This is a genomic window from Rhizobium sp. BK060, assembly GCF_014193145.1.
Lineage (GTDB): Bacteria > Pseudomonadota > Alphaproteobacteria > Rhizobiales > Rhizobiaceae > Rhizobium.
Map to the genome: position 1 here is coordinate 68,089 of NZ_JACHYW010000017.1, position 19,111 is coordinate 87,199.

Annotated in this window: 24 protein-coding genes; 21 read left to right on the forward strand and 3 right to left on the reverse strand. The window is 59.5% G+C overall.

All coding sequences use genetic code 11. The annotated features are described in order from the left end of the window. Positions 1–31 precede the first annotated feature (31 nt). The 10 genes from FHT71_RS19305 to FHT71_RS19350 all read left to right on the forward strand — a co-directional run bounded on the left by FHT71_RS19305 (position 32) and on the right by FHT71_RS19350 (position 8,284). Positions 32–778 carry an ABC transporter ATP-binding protein gene (locus FHT71_RS19305; RefSeq protein ID WP_183721490.1) on the forward strand — a complete coding sequence of 249 codons (747 nt, stop codon included), beginning with the start codon at positions 32–34 and terminating at the stop codon, positions 776–778. After that, positions 778–1,509, forward strand: a complete 732-nt coding sequence (locus FHT71_RS19310) for an ABC transporter ATP-binding protein (protein ID WP_183721493.1) — start codon at positions 778–780, stop codon at positions 1,507–1,509. Before FHT71_RS19305 ends, FHT71_RS19310 begins: the two co-directional genes overlap by 1 nt. A 13-nt stretch (positions 1,510–1,522) precedes the next feature. Continuing rightward, positions 1,523–2,401 (forward strand): branched-chain amino acid ABC transporter permease, encoded by an 879-nt coding sequence (locus tag FHT71_RS19315; protein ID WP_132592646.1) that lies wholly within the window; start codon positions 1,523–1,525, stop codon positions 2,399–2,401. Beyond that, positions 2,401–3,444 (forward strand): branched-chain amino acid ABC transporter permease, encoded by a 1,044-nt coding sequence (locus FHT71_RS19320; protein ID WP_132592644.1) that lies wholly within the window; start codon positions 2,401–2,403, stop codon positions 3,442–3,444. The genes FHT71_RS19315 and FHT71_RS19320 overlap by 1 nt, the downstream gene beginning before the upstream one ends. 67 nt (positions 3,445–3,511) lie before the next feature. Further along, positions 3,512–4,294: a glutathione S-transferase family protein gene (locus FHT71_RS19325; RefSeq protein WP_132592642.1), complete on the forward strand. Its 783-nt coding sequence runs from the start codon at positions 3,512–3,514 to the stop codon at positions 4,292–4,294. Between the two features lie 32 nt (positions 4,295–4,326). Continuing rightward, positions 4,327–5,253, forward strand: coding sequence for a dioxygenase (locus tag FHT71_RS19330; protein WP_245505518.1), 927 nt, complete (start codon positions 4,327–4,329; stop codon positions 5,251–5,253). A 3-nt stretch (positions 5,254–5,256) separates the two neighbouring features. Beyond that, a complete protein-coding gene (locus FHT71_RS19335) occupies positions 5,257–6,018 on the forward strand; it encodes an SDR family oxidoreductase (protein ID WP_183721496.1) in 762 nt (253 codons plus the stop codon). Then, entirely contained in the window at positions 6,018–6,896 is an 879-nt protein-coding gene (locus FHT71_RS19340) for a 3-keto-5-aminohexanoate cleavage protein (protein WP_132592638.1), read from the forward strand. The genes FHT71_RS19335 and FHT71_RS19340 overlap by 1 nt, the downstream gene beginning before the upstream one ends. Before the next feature lie 40 nt (positions 6,897–6,936). Beyond that, the gene (locus tag FHT71_RS19345) at positions 6,937–7,941 is read left to right on the forward strand and encodes a zinc-binding alcohol dehydrogenase family protein (protein ID WP_132592636.1); all 1,005 of its coding nucleotides are present in this window, start codon (positions 6,937–6,939) and stop codon (positions 7,939–7,941) included. Positions 7,942–7,951: 10 nt separating this feature from the next. Next, entirely contained in the window at positions 7,952–8,284 is a 333-nt protein-coding gene (locus FHT71_RS19350; protein WP_132592634.1) for a cupin domain-containing protein, read from the forward strand. A gap of 140 nt (positions 8,285–8,424) precedes the next feature. Here the strand turns inward: FHT71_RS19350 and FHT71_RS19355 are convergent, their stop codons facing one another. Continuing rightward, the gene (locus FHT71_RS19355) at positions 8,425–9,321 is read right to left on the reverse strand and encodes a ribokinase (RefSeq protein ID WP_132592632.1); all 897 of its coding nucleotides are present in this window, start codon (positions 9,319–9,321) and stop codon (positions 8,425–8,427) included. Between the two features lie 143 nt (positions 9,322–9,464). Here FHT71_RS19355 and FHT71_RS19360 point away from each other — a divergent pair, with 143 nt between their 5' ends. The 9 genes from FHT71_RS19360 to FHT71_RS19400 all read left to right on the forward strand — a co-directional run bounded on the left by FHT71_RS19360 (position 9,465) and on the right by FHT71_RS19400 (position 15,452). Further along, positions 9,465–10,223 carry a FadR/GntR family transcriptional regulator gene (locus FHT71_RS19360; RefSeq protein ID WP_132592630.1) on the forward strand — a complete coding sequence of 253 codons (759 nt, stop codon included), beginning with the start codon at positions 9,465–9,467 and terminating at the stop codon, positions 10,221–10,223. A gap of 28 nt (positions 10,224–10,251) precedes the next feature. Next, positions 10,252–10,698: a ribose 5-phosphate isomerase B gene (gene rpiB, locus FHT71_RS19365; protein ID WP_132592628.1), complete on the forward strand. Its 447-nt coding sequence runs from the start codon at positions 10,252–10,254 to the stop codon at positions 10,696–10,698. Between the two features lie 42 nt (positions 10,699–10,740). Beyond that, entirely contained in the window at positions 10,741–11,664 is a 924-nt protein-coding gene (locus FHT71_RS19370; protein ID WP_132592626.1) for an NAD(P)-dependent oxidoreductase, read from the forward strand. Next, on the forward strand, positions 11,661–12,338 hold the full coding sequence (locus FHT71_RS19375) for an amino acid ABC transporter permease (RefSeq protein WP_132592624.1): 678 nt from the start codon (positions 11,661–11,663) through the stop codon (positions 12,336–12,338). Before FHT71_RS19370 ends, FHT71_RS19375 begins: the two co-directional genes overlap by 4 nt. A gap of 12 nt (positions 12,339–12,350) precedes the next feature. Further along, complete coding sequence (locus tag FHT71_RS19380; RefSeq protein ID WP_132592622.1) at positions 12,351–13,028, forward strand: amino acid ABC transporter permease; 678 nt, start codon at positions 12,351–12,353, stop codon at positions 13,026–13,028. 11 nt (positions 13,029–13,039) lie between these two features. After that, entirely contained in the window at positions 13,040–13,765 is a 726-nt protein-coding gene (locus FHT71_RS19385; RefSeq protein WP_132592620.1) for an amino acid ABC transporter ATP-binding protein, read from the forward strand. A gap of 27 nt (positions 13,766–13,792) precedes the next feature. Then, positions 13,793–14,593, forward strand: coding sequence for a transporter substrate-binding domain-containing protein (locus FHT71_RS19390; protein WP_132592618.1), 801 nt, complete (start codon positions 13,793–13,795; stop codon positions 14,591–14,593). Between the two features lie 165 nt (positions 14,594–14,758). After that, on the forward strand, positions 14,759–15,172 hold the full coding sequence (locus FHT71_RS19395; RefSeq protein WP_132592616.1) for a hypothetical protein: 414 nt from the start codon (positions 14,759–14,761) through the stop codon (positions 15,170–15,172). A gap of 103 nt (positions 15,173–15,275) precedes the next feature. Next, positions 15,276–15,452, forward strand: coding sequence for a hypothetical protein (locus tag FHT71_RS19400; protein WP_165933151.1), 177 nt, complete (start codon positions 15,276–15,278; stop codon positions 15,450–15,452). Between the two features lie 118 nt (positions 15,453–15,570). Here FHT71_RS19400 and FHT71_RS19405 read toward each other — a convergent pair whose 3' ends face one another. After that, positions 15,571–15,930, reverse strand: coding sequence for a Rid family hydrolase (locus FHT71_RS19405; protein ID WP_132592614.1), 360 nt, complete (start codon positions 15,928–15,930; stop codon positions 15,571–15,573). Positions 15,931–16,038: 108 nt separating this feature from the next. After that, a complete protein-coding gene (locus tag FHT71_RS19410) occupies positions 16,039–16,899 on the reverse strand; it encodes a LysR substrate-binding domain-containing protein (RefSeq protein ID WP_183721498.1) in 861 nt (286 codons plus the stop codon). Between the two features lie 272 nt (positions 16,900–17,171). Here FHT71_RS19410 and speB point away from each other — a divergent pair, with 272 nt between their 5' ends. Both speB and FHT71_RS19420 read left to right on the forward strand, forming a co-directional pair. Continuing rightward, the gene (gene speB, locus FHT71_RS19415; RefSeq protein ID WP_132592610.1) at positions 17,172–18,233 is read left to right on the forward strand and encodes an agmatinase; all 1,062 of its coding nucleotides are present in this window, start codon (positions 17,172–17,174) and stop codon (positions 18,231–18,233) included. A 50-nt stretch (positions 18,234–18,283) separates the two neighbouring features. Beyond that, positions 18,284–19,075 carry a transporter substrate-binding domain-containing protein gene (locus FHT71_RS19420; protein WP_132592608.1) on the forward strand — a complete coding sequence of 264 codons (792 nt, stop codon included), beginning with the start codon at positions 18,284–18,286 and terminating at the stop codon, positions 19,073–19,075. The last annotated feature ends 36 nt before the right edge of the window (positions 19,076–19,111 follow it).

The following is a 19,111-nucleotide window of genomic DNA, read 5'->3' on the forward strand; positions in this document are numbered from 1 at the left end:
CCAAGCCAGCAGACGACAAGGAGGCCGGGCAATGCTCGAGGTCAGGAATCTATGCAAGCACTATGGAGGATTGCGCGCGGTCGACGCCGCTTCCTTCACAGTCGAAAAAGGATCGATCACGGCTCTAATCGGACCGAACGGAGCGGGAAAGACCACCGCTTTCAACTGCATCAGCCGTACTGTTACACCGACATCCGGCGAAATCTGGTTGGATGGCGAACGCATTGACCAGCTGCGCCCGCACAAGATCACGGCGAAAGGGCTCAGCCGCACCTTCCAGATATCTCGCAATCTGTCGGACATGACGGTGATCGAAAATGTCATCGTCCAGTCGAAGGTGCACGGTCTTGGCGGCCTCTTCCGACCGGCCATGAGCCGCGAGGAGAAGGACAAGGCGATGTCGATCCTGGATTTTCTTGGGATCACACGCATCGCCTACGAGGATGGGCACAACCTCTCCTATGGACAGAAGAAGCTGATGGACCTTGCAGCACTTCTTATGTCGGATCCGAAGATCATCCTGCTCGACGAACCGGCGGGGGGCGTTAATCCCACGCTCATGGAGGAGATCGTCGATCGGATTCGGGCGCTCAACAAAATGGGGCTCACGGTCCTTATCGTCGAGCACAACATGGATCTCATCATGCGCCTATCCCACAAGGTCGTGGTCATGGCGCAGGGCAGGGTCATCTGTTCGGGCCCCCCCGATATCGTGCGCAAGGACGCCCAAGTCCTCGACGCCTATCTCGGTGGTGTGCTGGAAGAGGAGGCGGCGTGATGCACGAACTCCTCCAGGTTACTAACATCACGGCTGGTTACGGGGATGGCCCCGCTATCCTCGATGGTGCCAGCTTAACTGTCGAGCCAGGCAAGGTTCACTGCATCATCGGTCCGAATGGCGCGGGCAAGTCGACCCTGCTGAAATCAATCTGCGGCATGCTCAAGATCCGCAACGGCGACGTGATCTTCAAGGGCAAGCGGCTGAACGGCATGCGTCCCGACCAGATCCTGCGTGAAGGAATCTGCTTCGTCCCGCAGGAGCGAGCGCTGTTCCCGAAGATGACGGTACGAGAAAATCTGCGGATGGGTGGCTTCATCCTGAATGATCAAAAAGTGCTTCAACGGCGCGTTAATGAAATCCTGGAACGTTTCCCGATGCTCAAGGAAAAGGCGGATCAGCACGCCGGGACGATGTCGGGTGGACAGCAGCAGACGCTGGCCATGGCCCGCACGCTGATCATCAAGCCAAGCATCGTCATGCTGGACGAACCATCGCTCGGCCTGGCCCCAAAAGTGATCCAGGAGATGTTCGACATCATGAAGATGATGTCATCGGACGGCATCACGGTGTTGCTTGTCGAACAGAATGCTCTGATGGGCCTCAAGAATTCAGACTGGGGGGTCGTGCTCGACCTCGGCCGGACGATCTTCCAAGGGCCTGCGCCCGATATTCTAGCGGACCCTCGCGTCCGGGAACTCTACCTTGGCGGCAAGAAGGCTGCTGCCTGAAAGGGGGAACAACATGGCTGAACTTATCCAGATATTGGTTCTCGGGCTCGCGCTCGGCGGCGTCATAGCTCTCATGGGATCAGGACTGTCGCTGGTCTTTGGTGTCATGCGTATCGTGAACCTTGCTCATCCCGCGCTGATAATTGGCGGTGCATACATCGCCTATTGGGCCTTCAAGATGCTCGGTCTCGATCCGATCCTCATGCTGCCGGTTGCTTCGATTGTCATGGCTGTGGTGGGGGTCGTTCTCTACAAGCTGCTGTTCGAGCGCGAGGCGAAGAGCGCGAGGTACTCGGAGATGACGGTGCTTTTAACCTTCGCCCTGGCGACGATGGTCGAGGGCTTGCTCGGTGGCCTTTTTAGCAACACGCAACGCATCACCTCTCCAGCCTATGCGACCGACGCGATCTTCATTGGCGACCTCTTCATTCCGAAGGGCCAGCTCTATGCCGGTATAGTCTCGCTACTGATCGTCGGTGGCCTCACGCTCTTCCTGAAGTTTTCGAAGCTGGGAAATGCCATCCGCGCGACGACGCAGAACCGCGAGGCCGCTGAATTGTTGGGCGTCAATGTCAATGCGATCAGCATCCTGGCGTTCGCTATCGGCATTGGTCTCGCGGGTGCCGCCGGTTCACTCGTCAGCTTTGTCTTCAGCTTCTTCCCGGCAAAGCATTGGGAGTGGGTGGCGATGCTGATGTCTGTCGTGGTTCTGGGAGGCATGGGCAGCATCCTTGGCACGGTCGTGGCAGCCCTTGGCCTATCTGTCATCGCGGCCTTCGTTGGTGCCTGGGTAGGCGCGACCTGGTCAACGATGACTTTCTTCCTGGCCCTTTTCATCGTCCTGCTTGTCCGGCCTCAGGGGCTGTTCGGCGAAAAACCGGAGATGGCGTAATGACAGTCACTTTTCCTCACGTAAGCACGAACAGCGTGGTTGAAGCCCGCCGTGCTCATAACGAGAAACTGGCGCTGAAGGCCGATCAAACGCGGGCAGCCTGGTTTCCGGTCATGCTCCTCACGATCCTGATCGCCCTGCCACTTTTGCAGTTCGCGGGCAATTTCAATTACCTGCTTCACTTGGTGCTCTTCGCTGCATCTTTTGCGGCGATGGCCTCCGGGTGGAACATACTGGGAGGTTTCGCGGGCTATATCTCACTCGGCCACAGCGTCTTCTTCGGTGTCGGCGGTTACGTGGCCGGAATGCTGCTTGCCCGGTACGGTATCTCCACGATCGTGACGGCACCTCTGGCTGGTCTAGTCTCGGCGGCGGTTGGGTATCTTGTCGGGCTAATCACTTTGCGCGTTCGCGGCCCAAGCTTCATCATCTCCTCGATCGCGCTTCTGATGATTGCCCGAATCCTTTTCGACAACTGGGCGTTCATCGGCGGCACCAACGGCCTGACGCTTCCGGCCAACAGCCTGTCGGCGCAATGGACCAAATTGCCTTACTACTACGCTTTCATCGCGATTGCCGCCTTCACGGTCTGGGCAAGCTACAGGATCAAGCACTCGAAATTTGGACTGGGCCTCCGAGCGATTTCCAAGGATGAGATCAAGGCGGAAAGCGCCGGGATCAACACCCGCCTTTACAAGGTGTTGGCCTTCGCGCTGTCGGCGTTCTTCGTAGGTATGACCGGAGCGGTCTGGGGTGAGTATCTGACCTACCTGCGCCCCAACATCTTCATCATCATCGGCATTTCGGCGAACCTTGTCCTGATGTGCATTCTGGGTGGAAAGGGCACGATCGCAGGCCCGGTGATCGGAGCCATCGCCATTGTCGCACTCAATGAGGCTTTCGTGGCGACGATGGGCGCCTCCGAGCTGAATATCCTTGGAACCGGCCTGATCATGGCGCTGGGCCTCGTCTTCTTCCCGCTCGGTCTCGTTGGAACCCTTGCCAAGAAAGGCAAGCTTCCGCGGGTTTTGAACTGGGACTGATCGGTCAACGCGAAGAACCACTCATCGTCCGAAATGAACTTGCCCAAGGCGGCAAGGGGAGAAAGCCATGTCTGAATACGTACTGTACAATGCGCCCCAATCGACCTGCAGTCAGCGCGTTCGCTATACGCTTCACACCAAGGGAAAGGCCTTCGAGGAGCATCGGCTCGACCTCTTCAGGGGCGATCAGTTGAAGCCCGAGTATCTGGCGATCAACCCGAATGGCGTCGTCCCGACCCTGGTCCACAACGGAACGCCGATCGTCGATTCCGCCGTCATCATGGAATATCTCGAGGACACGCTTGGCGACATCGCGCCTTTGCGACCACGCGCCCCCCTGGAGGTTGCACGGATGCGAGCAATGATGCGCTTCATCGACGAGGTGCCGACGCCAGCCGTGCGTGTGCCATCCTACAATCTGGCTTTCCTGCCGCATTACCAGGCGATGACGGAAGCGGAGTTCCTCGCCGTTTGTGAAAACAAGCCTCTGCGCCGCGAGTTCCTGTTGAAGATGGGGCGGACGGGCTTTGCGCAATCGGAGATGGACGAAGCCATCGGGCGCCTGAAACGGGGGATCGACCGCATGGCCCATTGGCTGCGCGAAGGTGGCGGCCCCTGGTTGCTCGGCGCCGATCTGACATTGGCCGATATCGCCATCATGCCGGTCATCATCCGGATGGACGACATCAACCTTAGCCATCTCTGGGCCGACGCACCTCAGATCGACCTTTGGCTGCACAACATCAAGGCGAGCGATGCATTCGTGCAGACTTACTATCACGGGTCACTGCTGACCGAGAAATACCCCCACCTGCAATCCCTGAAACAGACGGCGCATGTCGCGGCGTGAGCGGTCGCGCCAGCACATAGGAGGAGACTACAGTGCAACACGTAACCATCGAACCGCGACTAATCGCGACGATCGCGGACGTCACGCCAACGGTGCTGACCGCCATGGCGAACACCAACAACCCGCGTCTCAAGGCGGTCATGGACGCCCTGATCAACCATCTCCACCAATTCATCGTCGAGACGCGCCCAACCGAGGAAGAGTTCGAATATGGGCTGCGCTGGATCGCGGCCCTTGGCCACCACACGCACGAAACCAACAATGAGGTCGTGCTGGCAGCCGATGTTCTCGGCGCGTCGACGCTGATCGATCTCATCAACAATGACGGCATGCAGGGCGAGACGATGTCGGCGCTGCTTGGCCCGTTCTACAGGGGCCATGCGCCGGAATGCGCGGACGGCGAGTGCATTGCGCGATCCGAGACCCCAGGACCAGCATTGTTTTTCTCCGGCCGCGTGATCGGTGTGGATGGAGCGCCTGTCGCAGGCGCCAAGCTCGACATCTGGCAGGCGTCCCCCGTGGGTCTCTACGAGAACCAGGACAGTGACCAGGACGATTTCAATCTGCGCGGCGTCTTCCACACGGACGAGACGGGCAGCTTCCGCTTCAAGTCGGTCAAGCCCGCTGGCTATCCTGTCCCGACGGGTGGTCCGGTTGGCGTCTTGCTCCACGCGCAGAAGCGTCACCCGATGCGGCCGGCGCACATACACTTCATCGTTTCGGCACCCGGCCACAAGACGCTGATCACGCAGATATTTTCCGATACGCGCGAAGCGCTTGCGAGCGACGTCGTGTTCGGCGCCAAGGCGCAGATCGTCGGCGATTTTGTCGAGCATTGGGAGCCGCACCCGGATTATCCGGGCGAGCAGCTCCCCTTCTATACCTGCGAATACACTTTCAAGCTGCTTGCCGGCGAGTCGACCTATCCGATCCCGCCCATCTCCGGAACGAAGGCCTGACACATGAGCGAGATTGTTCAATCCGATGCTCTCAAGGGCCGGGTCGCGGTCGTGGTCGGTGGCTCCGGCGGCATCGGCAGTGAGGCGTGCCGCCTCCTTGCCCAGGCGGGGGCGAGAGTGGTGATCGGCTATCGATCCGCGGAGAAGACGGCAAGGGCGATTGCCGAGGCGTTGCCGGGAAGCGGCCACATCGCGCTTCCGGTTGCGATCGAAGATACGTCGTCGATCGTGGCGTTCCATGCCGCGGCGCTTTCGGCCTGCGGACGCGCCGACATCCTGGTAAACGCGGCCGGCGCTACGAAGCCGGTGCCGCACGCCGATCTCGAGGCGCTCACCGACGAGATCATCGACCAGGTCTTTGTCAACAACTGGCGCGGGGTCTTTGCGACCATCCGGGCTTTTGCGCCGGCGCTAGCTGCCACCGACGACGGTCTTATCGTCAATGTCTCGTCGATTGCGGCGTTCACCGGCATCGGGTCGAACATCGCCTACTGCGGCGCCAAGGCAGGCCTCGACATCATGACGAATTCGCTAGCGCGAGCGCTTGCCCCGGCAATCCGGGTGATGGCCGTTTCACCAGGCGTGGTCGATACCGAATTCGTTCCCGGTCGCGGCCAGGAGTTCAAGGACAAGGCGGCTGCGGCAACGCCGCTGAAGCGTATCACGACGCCGACCGATGTGGCCGAGGCCATCCTCGCCTGCGCGACCCATCTCAAATTCTCCACGGGCACTCGTCTCGTCGTCGACGGAGGGAGGCATCTCTGATGCAGCAGAACGTTATCATCACATGCGCTGTCACCGGGAATCTCACAACGCGGGAAAACCATCCCGGACTGCCGGTGACGCCCGAGGAGATCGCCAATTCTTGCCTTGAAGCCGCCGATGCCGGCGCCGCAATTGCCCATATTCACGTGCGCGATCCCGAAACCGGCAAGCCGTCGATGGAGCTTGGATACTATCGCGAAGTCGTCGAGCGTATCCGGGCGAAGAACGATGCCCTGATCCTCAACATCACGACGGGACCGGGGGGGCGCTATCATCCGAGCGACGAGAATCCGGCGGTCGCCGGACCAAGGACAACGCTGATGCGGCCCGAAAGGCGCGTGGAGCATATCGTCGTCCTGAAACCCGATATCGCCACGCTCGATCTCAATACGATGACCTTCGGCTCCGAGGTCGTGATCAACACGCCCGGCAACATCAAGATCATGGCGGAAATCATCCAAGGCGCCGGTTCGAAGCCGGAGCTCGAGGTGTTCGATACCGGCCATATCCAGCTTGCCCGGGACCTGCTTGCCGCCGGCGTCCTTAAGTCGCCGGCAATGTTCACCATCGTCACCGGCGTCAAATACGGCTTTCCCTCGACGACCGATGTCATGGCGACCGCCGCGCGCATGCTGCCCTCGGATGCGGTCTGGAGCGGGTTCGGTGTCGGACGAATGTCGTTTCCAATGGTCGCACAATCCTACCTGCTTGGAGGACACGTGCGCGTCGGCCTGGAAGACAATTCATACATCGCCAAGGGCGTGCTTGCGAAGGGAAACGGCGAACTTGTCGAGCGCGCACGCGACATCATCGAAAAGCTCGGCGGCCGCATCGCCGAGCCGTCGCAGGCGCGCCAAATTCTCAACCTGAAGGCCTGAAATCCCGATGGCCGATCCGGCCTCAGAAAGGACAATACCAATGAACATTCAGATTGATGCAAAGGTAGGCAGGGCGCTGCGCGTTACGGTTCCCTCGCCGGATCTGGACAACCTGCAGATCGAGATCGAAGATACCTGTGTACCGCATCCCGGACCTGGCCAGGTCCTCGTCGAGATCATGGCGGCGGGCGTCAATCCGAGCGACGTAAAGGCCTCGCTCGGGCACATGCCGCATGCGGTGTGGCCGCGCACGCCGGGCCGCGACTTCGGCGGCATCGTGCGCGAGGGGCCAAAGCACCTCATCGGCATGGAGATCTGGGGCGGCGGCGGTGAGCTCGGCATCAGCCAGGACGGCAGCCATGCCAAATGGATGGTGCTCGACCAGAAGGCCGTACGCCAGAAGCCCGCCAATTTCACGATGGAGGAGGCGGGCTCGATCGGTGTTCCCTTTATCACCGCCTATGAGGGGCTGCGTGAAGCCGGTGGCGTCCAGCCAACCGATGTCGTGCTGGTCTGCGGCGGCAACGGCAAGGTCGGCCAGGCGGCAATCCAGCTCGCGACGCTGGCCGGCGCCAAGGTCTTTGCCGTCGAATACAATGCCCAGCCGCTGATGGGCCACACCAACGGCCCGGTCGAAATGCTCGATAGCAGCAAGGATGACGTGGCGACGTTCGTTCGCGAGCGGACCGACGGCCATGGCGCCGACATCGTCTTCAACACCGTCGGCAGCCCGTATTTCGAACTGGCCAACAAGGCGATGGCGAAACAGGCGCGGCAGATCTTCATCTCTACCTTCGATCGCGCCGTGCCGTTCGATATCTTCAACTTCTTCCGCGGCCGCCACAAATATATCGGCATCGATACGCTCGCACTGTCGTCGGTCGACGGAGCGCGGATCTTCGACCGGCTGAGAGCGAAGTTCGAGGAAGGGCTGCTCAAGCCCTTTCCGATCAATCCGGCCAGCTGCTACGGGCTCGATGATGCGGCCAAGGCATATGCGTCTGTCCTGCGCGGAACGGCGGACCGCGTATTGTTGAAGCCTTGAGGCAAGCGACATGCAAGTAACACGCTACAACGAAGCTCGGCCCTACGAAGCGGCCGAGCACTATGACATGCAATGCCTGCGCCTTCAGGGCAAGGAAGCAACTGACACCGACACGATCTGGATTGGCCTGTCGCACCTGCTACCCGGCGCGCGAACCTCCTTGAAGGGCGCCGGCGTTGAAAAAATCTACGTGGTGATTTCGGGCGAAGTAACAGTTCAGACAGAGACCGAGACTGTCACGCTGAGACAACTGGATAGTTGCAGGCTGGGACCGGGCGAAGCACGCGCGCTCCTCAACCAGTCAGGTGCATCAGCGACCATTCTCCTGGCGATGCCTGTATAGATGCACATTGCCCGCTTGCCGAAAGAGCGCCATGGACAATCGAGGGGCGTTGCCGATTTGAGCAAGGCGCAAAGCACGTCTCAGGGTCAAAGTGGCCGTTTTGACCAAAGCACCCGTCAGTCGCCCCTCGAACGCACCTCCTACAAATTGGCTTCGACCAAGAGCCGCGCAGGGATTGCGGGCTGCGCTCCGGATGAAAGGCATGCAAGGGAACCAGCGACCGCCGCCCTTCGCAATGCGTCCGGGAGCGCGAGGCCGTGGTCGAGCGAGGAGGCAAAATATCCGCAGAAGGTATCGCCCGCGCCAACCGTATCGACTGGATCGATTTTCAGCCCCTTGACCGAGACGATTTCGCCCTGATGGATTGCAACAACCCCTTCAGCACCCAGTGTGACGACGATGGTTTGGCCGTTTTCGGCATGAAGCGCCCTTAGGGAGCCCGCCCGATCAGACTGGCCTGGGTTCCGACCCACGAGCAAATCATACTCGGTCTCGTTTGCCACCAGGATGTCGACGGACCTTGCGAGCTCAATTGCCTCCTTCGTCAACGGTGCGGTGTTCAGCACCGTCCGGACGCCCTTGCGCCTTGCCGCCTCGATTGCGCGCTCGATGGTGGCGGCGGGGATCTCGAGCTGAAGCATCAGCATGTCACCTGAATTCATTGCGTCGACGGCCTCAAGTGCCTGGGAGGTTGACACCGAAGCGTTCGCTCCGGGTACGACGGCGATCATGTTCTCCCCATTGGCTGCGACGTAGATGACGGCCGTTCCGGTCTGATTGCCGAACACTTGCGTTGCGGAAAGATCAACGCCCTCGGCCTTGAGGATCTCCAACGAAATTGCAGCGAACCGGTCATTGCCAACCGCACCCACCAACCGGACATCGCTTCCTGCGCGTCGGGCAGCAAGTGCCTGGTTCGCTCCCTTGCCCCCTGGCGCAATGGTGAACCGATGGCCCGCGACCGTTTCCCCGGGAAGGGGAAGGCGCTCCGTATCAGCGGCGAGATCCACGTTGATTGATCCCAAGACAGTTATCACGGTGAACTCCAAACTTGCGGCTAGTTCGCGAAGAGCTGAACTAAGCATCTGAAAACGTGTTGTAAATATGAATCTCACCTGAATGGCTTGACTCGGCTCCGACAGTGGCAATATAAGTGGTCTTACCACTGAAGGGAAGTTACATGACCTTAGAAAAATCAGTTCGCAGATCCCAGTCGGATACCGGTGCCCATAGCCGTGTGGTGTCGTTCCTGCGTGATCAGCTGCTGTCGGGCGAACTGAAGGCTGGAGATCTGCTGCTGCCCGAGAGGGAACTGGCGTCCCAACTCAATGTCAGCCGACCTGTGCTGAGAGAGGCGCTGCGCGCTCTGGCGATGGTCGGAGCCGTCGAAATCCGCCATGGGGTGGGGACCGTCGTAAAGCGACCGGACGTAACGGCGCTTGGCGACGTTTTCAGTTTCATGCTTGCACACCAGTCGGACGTGATCGGCGACATCATGGAGGCACGAAAGGCGATCGAGCATCATGCCGTGCGTCTCGCTTGCCAGCGGGCGACGGAGCAGGACTTCGCTCGCCTGACGGATGCGCTTGGCTACATCGTTGAGACGATCCACGATCCCGAGCAGGGTGGCCTTGCCGACTTTCAATTTCATGAGGCGATTGTCCAGGCGTCACATTCGCCGACCCTCGTCACGCTTTACGCATCGATCGCGCAGTTGATGATGCGTTCCCATCTCGAGCGTCGTGAAAAGATAATTCAGGTCGAGGGGATCGAAGAGTTCCTGGTCGATCACCACCGTTCAATTCTCGACGCCTTGATCGCGCGCGATCGGGTTGCCGCCGACACGCTGTTGGACAAGCACTTTGAAATTGGCGCCGACTTCCGCCGCCGGGCGAGCCTGCGGGTTATCGGCGCAGCAAGTACCGCATCTTCCAAATAGCAATTTCATTCAAGGAAAGACGAAGACCATGAAGATTGTAATCGGTAGCGATCACGCAGGATTTCCCCTCAAGGCGGACGTGGTCGCCTACCTCAAGGAAGCTGGCCACACGATTGAGGACATCGGCAGCTTCACGCCGGAGCCGGTCGACTTCCCGGATATCGCCCGCGCGTTGTGCTCCAGGGTGCGCGAAGGGGCGGCAGAACGCGGTATTCTTGTTTGCGGCACCGGCGTTGGTGCTGCGATCGCCGCCAACAAGATCAACGGCATCCGGGCGGCGGTTTGCCACGACGTGCATTCCGCTCACCAGAGCGTCGAGCATGATGACGTGAACGTCATGTGCATTGGTGCTCAGATCGTCGGACCCTGGCTCGCACGAGACCTCGTTGCCGCCTATCTCGGCGCGCAATTCGACCGGAACGAGGATTTCGTGCGCCGTGTGGAGAAGCTTGCCGCGCTGGAGCGAGGCATCTGAGCGCGTTCGAAACGTCAGAAATTTTCAGGAGGAGTGAGCGACATGACGCAGGAGCGTTTGCCGCAAGTGGCATTCATTGGGCTTGGCGTAATGGGACGCGAGATGGCCGGGCATCTCGTCGCCGCTGGATATCCTGTGAGGGTGTTCGACATCGCTTCGAGCGCGTGTGACGCGCTGGTGTCAAAGGGCGCCGAGCGCTGCGCATCGGTGGCGGATGCGCTCAAGGATGCTGAGGTTGCGATCTCCATGCTCCCGAACACGCCCCAGGTCGAAGAGGTTGTCTATTCGAACGGCGTGCTCGCCAACATGAAGAGCGGCGGCGTCTATATCGATATGAGCACGATCTCGCCTGAGGCAACGCGCAGGCTTGCAGTCGACCTCGCCGCAAATGAGATCTGCATGCTCGATGCGCCGGTATCCGGTGGGCCAATTGGAGCGAAGAATGCCGCGCTGACGATCATGGTTGGTGGAGAGCGGCTTGCTTTCGACCGCGCGTTGGCCGTCCTCAAGACGATGGGAACAACAGTCACATATGTCGGCACCTCAGGTGCTGGACAGACCGTGAAACTCTGCAACCAGCTGATCTGTGCAATCAACATCCAGGCAGTCTGCGAGGCGCTGGTGCTGGGTCGTGCAAGCGGCGTCGATCTCTCCCAGATGCGTGATGTCTTGCTCGGCGGATCGGCGTCGTCCTGGATGCTCGAGAAGCTCGGCCCCTCGATGATCGCCGGGGACGCGCAGGCCGGCTTTCGCATCGACCTGATGCTGAAGGACCTCCGGCTGGTCCTTGAGATGGCTGGACAACGGGACGTTCCGCTGCCTGCAACCGCGCTGGTCACGTCGCAGTACGTCGAGGCCCGCGCCCACGGCGAGGGGTCCAACGGCAATCAGGCTCTGTTTCGCGTCTACGACCGGATGACGGGTCACGGTGGGTCGGTTGCAACGGTTGCGGATGTCCACCCATGATGTTTGACTTTTCAGTCGTCCTTGAGCGGTGGGACATGCTGGTCAACGGCCTGGAGCTGACTGCCAAGCTCGCGCTCATCACGACCGTGACGGGTTTCGTCATCGGAACCGCTTTCGCCATAGCCCGCAGATCCGGCGGCCTTGCCATCCGCGCGATCGCCGCCGCCTACGTCGAATGCATCCGAAACACGCCGTTCCTGGTGCAGATCTTCGTCATCTATTTCGGGCTTTCCAGTCTCGGCTTCTCGTTTTCGGCAATTGTTGTTGCCGTCATAGGGCTGACGGTGAACGTGGGTGCATACACGGCAGAAATCATGCGCGCTGGCTTCGATTCCATCCAGAAGGGCCAATGGGAGGCGGGCGAATGTCTTGGCCTGTCGCCTGTCCAGCTCTACTGGCATGTCGGGCTGCGTCCGGCGATGGAGCGGGTATATCCGGCCCTAACCAGCCAGTTCATTCTGCTGATGCTGGCGTCGTCGATCACCTCGCAGATATCGACGGAAGAGCTGACCGCGGCGGCAAATTTCATCCAGTCGGATACCTACCGTCCATTCGAAACCTACATCGTCGTCGCCACACTTTATCTCGGTCTGTCGCTCGTCATGCGGACCGGGTTCTGGGCGCTTGGCCTTGCGCTATTCCCGCGCCGGCGTCGACTTGGAACGCCTCTTTGAGAGGGCCATGAAATGACAACTGCTTTCAATATCAACCACCTGCAGTTTCTGGTGGAAGGCGCATGGTGGACGATTGTTTTGACCGCTATGGCGTTCATCGGCGGGGGCATCGGCGGATTTGCTGTCGCTCTTGCCCGGATCGCACCGATGCGCACGGTGCGGCTGATCTCAGGCGGATATGTCCAGCTCATCCAGGGCACGCCGCTCCTCGTGATCATGTTCATCATCTATTTCGGTTTGCCCGCGCTTGGCTATTCGATCACGCCGCTGCTTGCAGCCGGGCTGTCGCTGACGATCTACGTCAGCGCCTATCTCGGAGAGATCTGGCGTGGTTGCCTGGAAGCTGTTCCGAAGTCGCAATGGGAAGCTGCCGAATGCCTCGCCCTGTCGAAGCCGCAGCGCATGTTCAAGGTGATCTTGCCCCAGGCCATTCGGTTGGCAACGCCGCCGACCGTCGGGTTCAGCGTCCAGATCGTCAAGAATACCTCCTTGGCATCCGTCGTCGGGTTCGTCGAGCTCACCCGTGCCGGGCAGCTCATCAACAACTCGATCTTCGAGCCTTTCCTGATCTACCTGATCGTCGCGGCCTTGTATTTCTGCCTCTGCTTTCCCCTTTCGGTGTTCAGCCGGCGGCTTGAACGAAGAGGTCCGAGAATGCGCGGGCGTGCCAACGCCGCAGTCCCAGCTTGAAAGAAACGCACATGCAAATGATTGCCCTGAATGAAGTAAAGAAGAGCTTCGGCGCCATTCCGGTTCTCAAGGGAGTGACGTTCTCGGTCGAGAAGGGAGAGGTCGCAACCCTGATCGGCGCAAGCGGCTCGGGCAAGAGCACGGCGCTGAGGTGCATCGACAGGCTCGAGACGGTTGACAGCGGCCGCATTGAGGTCGCAAGCCACCGGGTCGACGATCCCAAGCTGGATTTGCGCAAGCTCCGGCTCGACGTTGGTATCGTATTCCAGAGCTACAACCTGTTTCCGCACCTGACAATCGGCGAAAACGTCATGCTCGCGCCGCGCTCGGTGAAGCGCATTGCCAGGTCTGAGGCGAGGGACCTTGCCGCCGACGCGCTCAACCGGGTTGGTCTTTTGGACAAGGTCGACAATTATCCTGAGCAGCTTTCAGGCGGACAACAGCAACGTGCCGCCATTGCCCGGTCGCTGGCAATGGAACCCAAGGTCATGCTTTTTGACGAGGTGACATCCGCACTCGATCCGAAGCTGACCGGCGAAGTTCTGCGGGTCATCGAGCAATTGGCCACCAGCGGCATGACGATGATCATGGTGACCCACGAAATGAACTTTGCGCGAAAGGTCGCGACGAAGGTCGTGTTCATGCATCACGGCCTGGTTCACGAGCAGGGCTCAGCGGAAATCCTGAACGCACCGGCTACGGCCGAGCTCAAGGACTTCCTCAGCCACGATCTCTAATCACAAATCAAACCTGGAGGAGAACCTATGAAACTTACGAAATCCCTTGCCATGCTGGCAATTCTCGGGCTTACGGCGGCGAGTGCCGTGCCGGCGGCCGCCGACACGCTGAGCGACATCATGGCGGCAAAAAAGATCCGGATCTCGACCGACCTTGCCATTCCGCCTTCCGGCATGCTGGATGCGAACTTGAAGCCCGTTGGCTCGGATGTCGAGACGGCCGAGCTTCTGGCAAAGGACTGGGGGCTTCAACTGGAGTTCATCCAGACGACGGGCGCCACCAGAATTCCTAATCTTCAGACGAATAAAGCCGACATTGTCATCTCGACACTGTCGGTAACGCCCGAGAGACAGAAGGTCATCGATTTTTCGACGCCATACGCGGGTCTCCTTTCCGTGATTGCGGCACCTGCTGCCTCACCAATAAAAGACTGGGCCGACCTGAAGGGGAAGACGGTAACTGTTACCCGCGGCACCACGCAGGATACCGAGCTGACCAAGCTGGCGTCGGAAAAGGGCTTTACGATCGCCCGCTACGATGACGACGCGACCATGGTGACTGCGGCCGTGTCAGGGCAGGCGGGCATCATTGCAACATCGGCAACGCTCGTGAAGCAGATCCATGAAAAGGATACGGCGAAGGCCTTTGAACCCAAGATCACGATCCGTGTTCTCAACCTTGCGATTGGCGTGCGCAAGGGCGAGCCACAATTGCTTGCGAAGCTCGACGAGTGGATCAAGGAGAACCTGAAGAACGGCAAGCTGAACGAGATCTACCAAAAGTACCACGGCTCGCCCTTGCCGAAGGAAATCGTCGAAGGGGAGTGACTGCGAAAGCCCAAGCTTGGAGGCGCAGGTGAACTGCGTCTCCTTGCGCGCGGCTCGTTTCAGGTGGCTGTCAGCATCGAGGTCCAAATGGCAGTTCGCAATCAACATCCGCGGTAAGCTTGCAGCAAGCGCCTGAGAATGGCTCGTTTCCCGGGAGGCCGTGTCTTGGACGCTTCGATCATCCCGTCCACCCTCGACCGAATTTTTGACCTGGGGCAGCCCAAAGCATACCGCAAGCCTGGGCATCGGGATGCCCGCCTCCAAGCGGAAAAAGAGATTGCGCGGCTCCTCGCCTGGCTCGCGAAGGCCAACTTCGGGCTCGAAGGTATGACAGTGCGGCTTTCGGCTGACGGCATCGACATTGGCGGCGGCGATTGGCCGCTCGAACCGCCGCTCGCAAAGCATCACACCATCTCCTTCGACAGCTACTGCCCGGCAGCATTGTTTGCTGCGACCATCTTATCCAACCGTGCTTCGTTTGAAGAGTTGCTCACCTGGCACCTCATGGATGGAAATGGATATTTTGACCACAGAGGTCTCGCGGCCACACGCAAAATCGCGCGTATCACTGCCAATTGACAATCGCGGGGATACGGGAGGCACCTAACTAAGTGCGTACAGCGGCGCCGCTCGATGCCCTACAATCCGTATCTCACGCATTCCACGATGGCAGATGGGCGTCATGGCTCGTTCGGAGCGTCCTACCGGTCAGCACCCCCGCTATCGCGCTGAAAACAGCAAGATCTTCGATGGCCGGTGGGCTGTGATCGATACGTTTACCGGCTGGGCTGCCGTTGTTCGGGGTATCCCGCTCAGTGCCTTCCAGCGCACGCGATCGACGGCCTGGTCGCTGAGTTGAACGAGCGCGATGCGAAGGCAGGGCGCTGCTCAAGCGGTTTCTTGACGAGCGATGCGAATTCCTGCGGGACGTGTTTCGGGAGGCGCCGTTTTCTGCGGCAGGCATCCCATCAACGCCTTTACGACGAGGCGGACTCCTGGTTCTTTCGCCAGGCGATCACGTCGATTCGAAGGTCGCATGGTGCTGGCAGACCATGATCTTCAAAAGTTGTTCGGCGAGGTGTTGTGCCCGCAGGTACCCACTGTTCCCAAACCGCGTTCATTTCTGCAAAAGACCCGAGATCGCGAAGCCAGATGTTGGCCTGGATCAGTTCTGACTTGTCCGTGCCCTCCATCGCGAGCAGGGCATCGATGCGATCAAGAATCTCGGCAGCCTGTGCACGAACGCTGCCCCCGGCGGCAAAACTGGCGGTCTGGCCGATGATATGGACTGTTTGAAGTGGCGACTCCTCGTCGACGGTCGGGTGCTCGATAGCCATCGGCCGGTTTCCCTGTTTCAATTGGCGCGTCGGTTGCTGCCAAGGCCAAATTGCAGCCACCGCGCCAGTTGAACAGGCCGTTTTATTTTTCGCGGCTATAACGGAATGTTATGGGCGGTCGGTCATCGCGGTGTGTCGCGACACGAACTCGACAAGATAACGGGCGCCTTCGGACGCCTCTGACTGAGCATAAAATCCAATCTCGATGCGCACAGCGCCAGGTAGATCGGCGGCCTTGTCGAGCGCACGACATCCCTCCGGGATCGTTGCCTCGAGCATGGGACCGACACCGATGCCGACCCTGACCGCCGTCGCCATGGCAACCAACGTGGAAGCGACGCAGGCCGTCTTCCATTTTATGTTTCGCTGCGACAGCGTCGCTATGGTCTGGAGATTCCAGGGGCAGCCTTCATCAAACATGATAACGGGGAGCGGTTTGCTGGCGTCGACCACAAAATCCGATCTGACGACCCATGTCAGATACTCGGTCCAGATCAGTATAGGTTTCCTGTTGAGGACGGTGATGTCGCATACGGCAAGATCGAGCTTTCCCTCTTCGAACATTTCTGCCAGACGCCGGTTGGGCTCGACGATTATGTCGATATCTACCTTGGGGTTCTGGGTCCTGAAATCACGAAGGATATTGATCAGTCGACTAGCGGCGAAGTCCTCGACGACCCCGAGACGGATTCGCCCTTGGAGTACCTTTCCGGTGAGCCGACGGCCGACCTCATCGCTGAGCAGCACAATCTCCCGGGCATAGGCCACCATGACCTGGCCGTGAGCCGTGAGCTCGAGCCCCTTGGAGGATCGAGAAAAGAGCGTTACCCCCACGAGCTCCTCGAGCTTGCGGATTTGCATGCTGACCGCCGCTTGAGTTCGATGCAATTTGGCAGCGGCGCCGTTGACCGTTCCAATTTCGGCGACCGTCAGGAATGCCCGCAGCAGATATGAGTCGAGATCAAGCATTCGACAGGGTCTTCGGTTGCGTTAAAGGCGCGCTATCCGAATTCTACTCATGACAGCGAAATTCGACATTGAACGATCTTCATCCGGGAGGCAACGGGCCGAGGATCGCCCTTGCCCTTATAAAGTAATCTGAACGGTCGGTGGCCGAAAATGGCGCTTGGGGCTGCAAGGCTATCAGAAATCGTTATAGGCCCTCACGAAATATCAAGGTTGTAAAGGATTCTGGCTAGGCGAATGATGCCATCTCGGACCGAGAGCCGGGGGAGCTTATCTTGACGATTGACCAGGATTTTCTGGAAGACCTACGCCGTCGCTTCGGCAATGCCGCCGGCGGCGAAATGCACGACCCGCACTTTCGTGAAGTTGCGGCAAGTGTCTTCAAGGACGGCGACAGCCGCAAGTGGCCGTTTGCGGACCCGGCGACGTTCCTTGGCGCGTCCTTTATCGAAAACGGCATCAGGGCCGACGTTCTTGCAGCGCTGGATGTGGCGCTGATCGGCGTGCCGATGGACCTTGGTGTCACAAATCGCGCCGGGTCGCGGTTGGGTCCGCGCGCGGTTCGCTCGATCGAACGTGTTGGCCCCTACGAACATGTTCTCAAGGTGGCCCCAATGGGCAAGCTCAAGGTCGCTGACGTCGGCGACGTTCCGATGAGAAGCCGCTTTGATCTCGCCGGATGCCATGCGGATATCGAAGCCAGCTACCGCATGATCGCCGATACTGGGGTGCTACCCCTGTCGGTGGGCGGAGATCATTCCATTTCCGGCGCCATTCTTAAGGGATTTGCCAGTCGCACGCCCGTTGGAATGATTCACATCGATGCCCATTGCGATACCGCTGGCCCGTACGAGGGTTCCAAGTTCCACCACGGCGCTCCGTTCCGAGAGGCTGTCCTTGCCGGTGTGCTTGACCCTAAGAAAACGATTCAGATCGGCATTCGTGGAGGAGCCGAGTATCTCTGGGAGTTCTCCTTTGCGTCGGGAATGACGGTTATACACGCCGAGGAAGTCGCGGAGATGGGCATCAAGGCGGTGATATCACGCGCTCTCGAGGTAGTCGGCTCCGGACCAACCTATATCAGTTTCGATGTCGACAGCCTCGATCCCGCGTTTGCGCCGGGAACCGGGACGCCTGAGGTAGGAGGATTGCTCCCGAGAGAAGTTCTCGCCATCTTGCGGGGTCTTCGAGGCGTAAATCTTGTGGGCGGCGACGTCGTGGAAGTCGCGCCCCAGTATGACGCGACGTCCAACACCGCCCAGATAGCCGCGCAGGTCCTATTCGAATTGCTTTGCCTTGCCATGTTCAGTCCATCCGCTCGCAAGCGCGCCGCCTGAGACAGCAAGGATCTCCTCGACCATCCAGAACCAAAAAAGGGAACAGAAAAATGAATATCAGCAAACTTGGACGAACCATCGCCGCTGCCGCAGCATTCACTCTGGTCGGACTGTCGGCCCATGCCGACGACCTTGCAGACATCAAGGCTGCCGGCCAAATCAGCGTCGGCATTTTCTCCGACTTCCCCCCATTCTCATCGGCCAGCGCCGACATGAGCCTCAAGGGATATGATGTCGATGTCGCCCAGAACATTGCCGACAGTCTTGGCGTGAAGCTCAACCTCGTAAGCGTGACCGGACAGAACCGGATTGCCTATCTGAACGACAAGCGCGTCGATATCCTGATGAGCGTCGGCTATTCGAAGGAGCGCGCCGAAGTCCTCGATTTCGCAGCCGCTTACGCGCCGTATTATATTGCGGTCATCGGGCCGGCAGCAGTCGCGATCAGCGGCAAGGACGATCTTGCCGACAAGACGATTGCCGTCAACCGCGGCACGCTTGAAGACACTTCCCTGACGGCCGCAGCACCCGCATCGGCAACCATCCAGCGTTTCGAAAACTACAATTCCGTCATCCAGGCCTTCATCTCGGGTCAAACCCAGCTGATGGTGGTTGGAAACGATGTTGGTGCGCAGGTCCTGGCACGCCAGGACGCCTTGAAACCGGAGCAGAAGTTCCAGCTCCTGACGTCGCCTTCGCACATCGCTCTGCGCAAGAGCGAGGATGGCCTGAAGAACGCCGTCAACGACGTGGTCGCCAAGATGATCGCCGAGGGGAAACTCGACGCAAGTTCAAAGGCCTGGCTGAAGACGCCGCTCAATCCTGAAAACCTCAAGGACTGATCGACATGACTGCTCCGCGCCGTGAAAGGAGTGGCG